This window comes from Cytophaga sp., from assembly GCF_051961495.1.
Lineage (GTDB): Bacteria > Bacteroidota > Bacteroidia > Cytophagales > Cytophagaceae > Cytophaga.
In genome coordinates, this window is the sequence record NZ_JBQCDF010000255.1 from 1 (window position 1) to 6,929 (window position 6,929).

Consider the following 6,929-nt stretch of genomic DNA (forward strand, 5'->3'; position numbering starts at 1 on the left):
CGCACAGGGGATTCCGTTGTTTACAGATATCGAGGATCAAATAAAACTCAAGCTGATAGATACCAAGCAATTTTCAAGCGGTGTAACGGCGTTGAATTATATCCTGGAAAGATAATAAAATCCATTAAAATGTATCCGGAAAAATTTGATAGAACAAGGCTGACTGTTGATGACTATTCAATACTAGAAGCATTTGCCGCAAGACGTAGTATATTTGATTCGTTTATCAAAAAAAATAAATTGAAAATTTTTACCTGCCCGGGTTGTGGTTTTCCAACACTTGAATCACGTGGTGGATATGACATCTGTGCTATTTGTAATTGGGAAGATGATAACCAGGATAATGAAAAAGCTGATGAAATCTGGGGTGGCCCCAATGCTAATCTTTCACTTACAGAAAACAGGCTTATTATCGGGAGGCGTTTAAAAGAACTTGAAATCAGTTTAAATGGCGAAATAAATAATGATACATATGAGTTGCTTATAATTCTGGCAAATCATGAGAAAAGAATGAAAAGGATGAGTGATAAGATTTCATCAACAACAGATATTACAGACCCGCTTTGGGATGAGTGGCGCAAAGAATCTGCTAAAGTTATCATTGACTTAATTAAAAGGAAATAAGCGTTGCTACATGGAAAATAAAGTAACCGGCCCAGATAAGAAAGACGTTTTAGACCATGGTCCGTTTTATCATGGCACAAGAGCTGACCTCAAGGTTGGGGATTTGCTCACTGCTGGTTTCCGTTCAAATTACAAACCTGAAGTGATCATGAATCACATTTATTTTACCGCATTGGTGAATGGCGCGGGGCTTGCCGCGGCCCTTGCCCAGGGCAGTGGAGATCAACGTGTATATCTGGTAGAACCAACAGGTGCTTTTGAAAATGATCCGAATGTTACGGATAAAAAATTTCCGGGCAATCCCACACGTTCGTACAGGAGTCAAGCTCCATTGAAAATTGTCGGGGAAATAACAGACTGGGTGCGGCTGACGCCTGAAGAAATACAAACATGGCGTGAGCGTATTGCGGATAACAAAGGAGAAATCATAAACTGAATTATATAAGGCAGTTTTTCAAAGCTATTTATGAGTAATTTAATTTTATATAAAGGTATCTTAATCGCGCAGGGTATTTGCACGCATTACGAGATTCCGGGTTATGCAGATTTTACATTTGAGTCTTTGAAAAATATTTCAGGTTCAGCAATCCCTTTGTTTAAACGCATGCATGCCTATCTAACCGGAACGTTAGATACAGAGGAGTTTGAACGTTACTGGAATATTTTTAATCCTCAGGAAACGGCTGATTCCATTAATGGGTACAGCCCGAAGCTCGAGCATGATAAAATTACTTTCTGTCCGATCTCAAATTCTTATGAGGAGGAATTTGTTTTTTTCTATAAAACAAGACATCCGTTTTCACAATGGTATCCCTGTACATTTGAAATAGATAAGATTCGTTTCAATAGTACAGAGCAATATATGATGTACAGCAAAGCAATGCTTTTTAACAACTCTTCAATAGCAGAAAAAATTTTAAGCACGGATGATCCAAGGCAGCAGAAGGAACTAGGCAGACAGGTTCAAGGGTTTGATCCGGTGAAATGGGATGCTCGTGCACTGGAGATTGTTTACAAAGGAAATTTTGCAAAGTTCTCTCAGAATGAAAATCTTAAAAAGTTTTTACTTGATACCGGCAATAAATCATTAGTGGAAGCGAGTCCTCATGATATAATCTGGGGGATCGGACTTTCAGAGACGGATGAAAACAGGTTTGACAGAACGAAGTGGAAAGGTACGAACTGGCTTGGAGAAGCTTTGGTTTGTGTGAGAGAAGATATTCGCTTAGCGGAAAATAAGTCTGAATTATAAAACATTCACTATGGCAAAAAGTAAATTATTACGAATGGACAATATCGGTATCGTTGTGGAATCCCTTGACGACACGATTGCTTTTTTTACAGAAATAGGTTTGAAGCTGGAAGGCCGCGCAGTCATAGAAGGGGAATGGGCGGGCCGTGTTACCGGAGTTGCCGGACAGCGTGTGGAAATCGCTATGATGGTTACTCCGGATGGTCATAGCCGCATTGAGCTCTCGCGCTTTCTTACACCACCTGTCGTTTCAGATCATCGTGCTGCACCCGTGAATGCGCTCGGTTATCTGCGTGCGATGTTCGCCGTGGAAGATATCGACGAGCTTGTGGCCAGACTCATTAGCAAAGGTGCAACACTTGTTGGTGAAATTGTACAGTATGAAAATTCATACCGTCTTTGTTACATCCGTGGAGCAGAAGGGATTCTGGTAGGCCTGGCAGAAGCAATCGGGAAAAAGTAGGCATATTACTCCTAGTTACTATTTTATAATAAACAGTGCATATGAAAACAAAGCTGATTCTTATTTTAACAGGCCTTGCAATATTCCTTTGTTCATGGAAAGCGGATACGCACAGTGATCTAAATGTAAACTCATGGAACATAAGCGTTGGTAATAAGGAATTGCTTGCCTCGTGGGAACGCAATAAAATGGGAGATACTGCTGTTTTTGATCAAACAAAATACCTGCTCACCGATACATTATTTGCAGAACGTTATTTGTGTGGTCAACTTGGTAAACCTGCAGTTACAACATTGACCATAAAAAATCAAAAAAATGAAATCATTAAAGAAGTTGTGAACTCCAATTATAAATGGGGATTTAATGCGTATATAAAGTTGTCTGATTTTGTTGCGTTAAATGATTTCAAAAGCGGAGAGGTAATAGGTATATTTTTAACAATAGACATGAAGAACGACGATCGTTTGGACGAGACAGTTTTGCTTGGAAGACTGAAGATCAAATAGTCTGTCGCATATAACTCCCCGCAACCAATGGTTTTTAAAGAAGATATTACAACAAGGATCACTGCAGACTTCGGTCAGGAAGCTTCTGAAGCAATACGCAGGTTGCATGCGGCAGTCAGCAAAACGGTCGACCTGAATACCGACAGGATAATTCGATGTATTGTATTTTTAGCAGCAGGTAATTTAACAACGCTTGATAAACATATTAAAGCTGCAGCGCTTGATCCGAGAGATGTCATGCTGTGGGCTGAATACGAAGTTCATGGAGACAATCCTAAACGCATACGTGATTTTAATAAAACCTTTGAAGCAAGTTCTGAAGATATACATGAATAGGCACTTAATGAATTCTATTGTCTAATTCGGCCAGCATAAAGTCTATTTTACACCGGTATGTAACTACACATAGATTGTATGTTTGTGTAAAAAGAGAACAATCACTTAAACAAATCGGGTATGGCAAAAATGACCGTCATCTATAAGACACCTCAGGATAAAGATTTCTTTGAAAAACATTATTTCGAAGTCCATGTTCCATTGGCAAAACAATTACCGGGCTTGCTGAAGTATGAAATAAATGATGGGCCAGTTGTATCGACTACCGGCCATGCGGATGTTTATCGCATTGCAAATCTGTATTTTGAATCACTTGATGCCATGAAGGCCGCTTTCAGTTCAGAAATAGGTCAGCACTGTGCCGCAGACAGGAGAATCCTGGCAGGGAATGAAGATGTACAAATCTATTTGTACGACACTCAAAATACCTGAAAGATTTTTTTCTATACTGATTTAAGGTAGATTGTAAGTACTTAAGGAGACACGATTACAATTGATATCATATGAATGAGTTTTCAGACATAACCATTCGGGGAAGAATGGCATTTGGCATATGTTGCATTGAAAATTCCATCCGCAAATTTGGATTTGAAGATCTTGACTGGAGTTTGCTTTTTAATTTTTTATGGCGTTATCCTTCAGCACCTGAGATTAAAGATTTAGCAAAATGGGCTGAACAGGAAGGGGAATGTAGACCTTTTTGTGTACTTGAAAATAAACCATATAAAGAATTGTATTTCGAATTTCTTACAGAAGAACAATTTTTAAAGTTCCGAAAATTGTACGGACAGGTCAATCATGAAATATGCGCGTTAATTGATTTAACCATACAAATCGGAACCCAGGCATTATATGGAGGGGTCAGGGATGGATCGCCTGCTACACTTGATTACCTGGAGCAAATAAAAATAATCCTTCATTCCAATGGTATAGAAGAGCCTGCTATTGCCTTCTTTAAGGAATTTTGTTTCAGGCAGACTGCAGAAAATGATTGGAAGGTCTGGGGAGATAAAATTGCAATTGAAAAGTTAAAATTGATTTCCCGAACAATTCCAGCTAATTATGGTCATTAATCATTTTATCAGGTAAAGTAGATAAATATGATTGCTTTTTACGTATAAACCACTGCTAAAACAGCGCATTTTTTGTATACTTATATTCGTTTTATCAGATCGCTGATCAATCAGGTCTGTACAGGTATACATGTATGAAATGTTTTTTTCAAATCTTCCTTTTGATCATTTCTGCGTTGCTGCTGATCAGCTGCCAGCCTTCGCTTGACAAAATACTGGCAGAGAAAAAACTTGTTCCTGTTGAAATCCGATATGAGGTAGGAGACGATGGCCACGACATATTCAGATTAATAGTAAAGCAGACAGGTAATCGCTTTTATGCGGAAGAAACACAGACGGATAATTTTTCATGGCCTCAAAAAACTGCATATCTGAAAAATGATAGTCTGACCGAAGCTCAGATCAATGACCTGCGTATATATCTGCTTACGGCTTCAATGATACCGGGTAAATGTGATGAAGTAGCTTCAGTGACTCAGTTGACCAGGATAATCTACTCTAAAGGTGAAATATTCAGTGACGGTGCCTGTGATTGGAAAGATAAAGACTATTTTGAATTGCGAAATTCCTTGTTTAACCTGCAAGAATAAAACATAAATTTAATCATTCAAACGATGAATACTTCTGACAAACATAACGAACGGATGGCAAGCATGACTTTTGCTTCGGTATATCCCATGTACGTGGCGAAAGTAGAGAAGAAAGGCCGTACAGAAGCAGAGCTACAGCAGGTCATAGAATGGCTGACTGGTTTCAATACAAAGAAGCAGCAGGAACTGATCAAAGAAAAGGTAACGTTTGAAACATTTTTCCAGCGTGCATCACTTAATCCGAAAGCGGAGCTTATTACTGGTATGATTTGTGGTTATCGTATAGAAGAGATTAATAATCCGCTGACGAAACAGGTACGTTATCTCGACAAGCTGGTGGACGAATTGGCAAAGGGGAAAAAGATGGAAAAAATATTACGGTCATGAAATATATCTTAGTAACCTTCGCATCAGCAATACTGCTGCTGGCTTCATGCAATAAGACAGAAATGAACAATACCAATATGGTTGAAAAAGCAAATGATAGCTTACCGCTTAAAAGCGGCTATTCTGAGGTAAATGGCATAAAAATGTATTATGAAATCTACGGCAAAGGAAAACCGCTTGTATTGATTCATGGTGGTGGCTCTACGATTGAAACTTCATTTGGGCGGGTGATTCCTTTGTTTGCAAAAGACAGGCAGTTGATTTGTGTTGAGCTGCAGGCGCACGGCCGCACCGGCGACAGAGATGCCCCGCTTTCCTTTGAACAGGATGCCGATGATGTGGCAGCACTTTTAAAAAATATTAACGTCGACAAGGCAGATATCCTTGGATTCAGTAATGGCGGTAATACGGCGCTGCAGATCGCTATCCGTCATCCACAGCTGTGTGATAAAGTAGTAGGCGCATCGGTTTTATTAAAACGGGATGGTGCGTTTCCACAGTTCTGGGAGTTTATGAATCATGGTAGCTTTGAACAGATGCCACAGCAATACAAGGATGCTTTTATGAAAGTGAATCCGGACAGTATAAAGCTCATGAACATGTATCAGAAATGTGCAGACAGAATGATTCATTTTAAGGATTTTCCGGATGAACAGATAAAATCAATCCAGTCGCCTGTACTTTTAATCAATGGTGACCGGGACGTCGCTACGAACGGGCATATTGTTGCCATGTCAAAGCTAATACCCGGTTCCCGCCTGGCTATTATTCCCGGCGGACATGGCGCATATATCGGCGAGATTACGACCTTAAGAAAAGACTACAAAGACAGTGATTTTATTGTTCCGATTATTGAGAATTTTCTTGATGACAATATGAAGTAATAAAACAGCCTGGAGGCAAGTAAGATGAGAGCATGTTTGACAATACTTTTCATATTTCTTTTTTATGCGATACAAGCGCAAAACAGCAGCTCTATAAGAAAAGTAAAATCTGATCTGTACAGCAAATTAGAAAAGAAAGTAAAAACGAAATCGTGGCGTATCAGCCAGGATAATGAAATAATCAGGCTTACTTTTATAGATACTTTTTTTGTGAATACAGCTATCAGTCCGCTGCGCAACTGGAACGGGTCTTTAAATAAATCAGATACCTTATCTGTTAAAATCAGATTTGAGGATAACTGGAACCAGGTAAAATTTGATTCAATAAAAATGAGGAACAGAGCAATACTTGAACCGTTAGAAAATAAATTCATCGCATACTATGATAGTCTGCAATGGTCGGGAATAAAACTGAACAAAGAAATGTTTCTCGAAAAACCTTATACCTATATTAAATGGTGGCGCGGATTTAATGAGACAGAAAAAAAATCCATTGATCAGATCATTATTTTACCGGATCAGATCATTAATGGTGTTGGCGTTTTTGTTGCTTCCGATTATCGTCCGCCCTACATGATGATTGAATCTGAAGCTGCCAATAAAAGATTCTTTGCCGGTTACGATGCCTTTACCGATGTTTTAGGAGAGGCTGCATTATTTAAATATGAAGAAAATTACTAAGATGAAACTATCCCTATACAATCACCAGCATCAACATATCAAGCAAATGCGTTACGCATCAAAAGCTCCTTTGATAGCTCTGTTATTCTGGATGGTGAGTTTTCATATGTACGGGCAATTTTATGAAAGGAAT

At 38.9% G+C, this 6,929-nt stretch carries 12 protein-coding genes; all 12 read left to right on the top strand.

The features are described from left to right. A partial coding sequence (locus ACTHJT_RS14250) for a CPCC family cysteine-rich protein (RefSeq protein ID WP_440239356.1) occupies window positions 1-624 on the top strand: 624 nt, incomplete at its 5' end. 10 nt (window positions 625-634) lie between these two features. Then, complete coding sequence (arr, locus tag ACTHJT_RS14255; protein ID WP_440239358.1) at window positions 635-1,060, top strand: NAD(+)--rifampin ADP-ribosyltransferase; 426 nt, start codon at window positions 635-637, stop codon at window positions 1,058-1,060. A gap of 30 nt (window positions 1,061-1,090) precedes the next feature. Further along, window positions 1,091-1,876 carry an NADAR family protein gene (locus ACTHJT_RS14260; RefSeq protein ID WP_440239360.1) on the top strand — a complete coding sequence of 262 codons (786 nt, stop codon included), beginning with the start codon at window positions 1,091-1,093 and terminating at the stop codon, window positions 1,874-1,876. Window positions 1,877-1,886: 10 nt separating this feature from the next. Beyond that, window positions 1,887-2,339: a VOC family protein gene (locus ACTHJT_RS14265; RefSeq protein WP_440239363.1), complete on the top strand. Its 453-nt coding sequence runs from the start codon at window positions 1,887-1,889 to the stop codon at window positions 2,337-2,339. A gap of 41 nt (window positions 2,340-2,380) precedes the next feature. Further along, window positions 2,381-2,845, top strand: coding sequence for a hypothetical protein (locus ACTHJT_RS14270; protein WP_440239366.1), 465 nt, complete (start codon window positions 2,381-2,383; stop codon window positions 2,843-2,845). A gap of 27 nt (window positions 2,846-2,872) precedes the next feature. After that, window positions 2,873-3,181 carry a hypothetical protein gene (locus ACTHJT_RS14275; RefSeq protein WP_440239368.1) on the top strand — a complete coding sequence of 103 codons (309 nt, stop codon included), beginning with the start codon at window positions 2,873-2,875 and terminating at the stop codon, window positions 3,179-3,181. A gap of 120 nt (window positions 3,182-3,301) precedes the next feature. Further along, window positions 3,302-3,613 (top strand): EthD family reductase, encoded by a 312-nt coding sequence (locus tag ACTHJT_RS14280; protein WP_440239370.1) that lies wholly within the window; start codon window positions 3,302-3,304, stop codon window positions 3,611-3,613. A gap of 71 nt (window positions 3,614-3,684) precedes the next feature. Continuing rightward, a complete protein-coding gene (locus ACTHJT_RS14285) occupies window positions 3,685-4,254 on the top strand; it encodes a hypothetical protein (protein WP_440239372.1) in 570 nt (189 codons plus the stop codon). A 134-nt stretch (window positions 4,255-4,388) separates the two neighbouring features. Then, complete coding sequence (locus ACTHJT_RS14290) at window positions 4,389-4,844, top strand: hypothetical protein (protein WP_440239374.1); 456 nt, start codon at window positions 4,389-4,391, stop codon at window positions 4,842-4,844. A gap of 24 nt (window positions 4,845-4,868) precedes the next feature. Continuing rightward, window positions 4,869-5,231 (top strand): DUF2200 domain-containing protein, encoded by a 363-nt coding sequence (locus ACTHJT_RS14295; protein ID WP_440239376.1) that lies wholly within the window; start codon window positions 4,869-4,871, stop codon window positions 5,229-5,231. Then, window positions 5,228-6,115, top strand: coding sequence for an alpha/beta fold hydrolase (locus ACTHJT_RS14300; RefSeq protein ID WP_440239378.1), 888 nt, complete (start codon window positions 5,228-5,230; stop codon window positions 6,113-6,115). The genes ACTHJT_RS14295 and ACTHJT_RS14300 overlap by 4 nt, the downstream gene beginning before the upstream one ends. Window positions 6,116-6,325: 210 nt before the next feature. Further along, complete coding sequence (locus tag ACTHJT_RS14305; RefSeq protein ID WP_440239380.1) at window positions 6,326-6,796, top strand: hypothetical protein; 471 nt, start codon at window positions 6,326-6,328, stop codon at window positions 6,794-6,796. Window positions 6,797-6,929 lie beyond the last annotated feature (133 nt).

Coding starts and splice junctions, on each gene's coding strand:
- ACTHJT_RS14260 (WP_440239360.1), top strand. CDS start 1,091: ATGAGTAATTTAATTTTATATAAAGGTATCTTAATCGCGCAGGGTATT.
- ACTHJT_RS14290 (WP_440239374.1), top strand. CDS start 4,389: ATGAAATGTTTTTTTCAAATCTTCCTTTTGATCATTTCTGCGTTGCTG.
- arr (WP_440239358.1), top strand. CDS start 635: ATGGAAAATAAAGTAACCGGCCCAGATAAGAAAGACGTTTTAGACCAT.
- ACTHJT_RS14265 (WP_440239363.1), top strand. CDS start 1,887: ATGGCAAAAAGTAAATTATTACGAATGGACAATATCGGTATCGTTGTG.
- ACTHJT_RS14280 (WP_440239370.1), top strand. CDS start 3,302: ATGGCAAAAATGACCGTCATCTATAAGACACCTCAGGATAAAGATTTC.
- ACTHJT_RS14275 (WP_440239368.1), top strand. CDS start 2,873: ATGGTTTTTAAAGAAGATATTACAACAAGGATCACTGCAGACTTCGGT.
- ACTHJT_RS14300 (WP_440239378.1), top strand. CDS start 5,228: ATGAAATATATCTTAGTAACCTTCGCATCAGCAATACTGCTGCTGGCT.
- ACTHJT_RS14285 (WP_440239372.1), top strand. CDS start 3,685: ATGAATGAGTTTTCAGACATAACCATTCGGGGAAGAATGGCATTTGGC.
- ACTHJT_RS14295 (WP_440239376.1), top strand. CDS start 4,869: ATGAATACTTCTGACAAACATAACGAACGGATGGCAAGCATGACTTTT.
- ACTHJT_RS14270 (WP_440239366.1), top strand. CDS start 2,381: ATGAAAACAAAGCTGATTCTTATTTTAACAGGCCTTGCAATATTCCTT.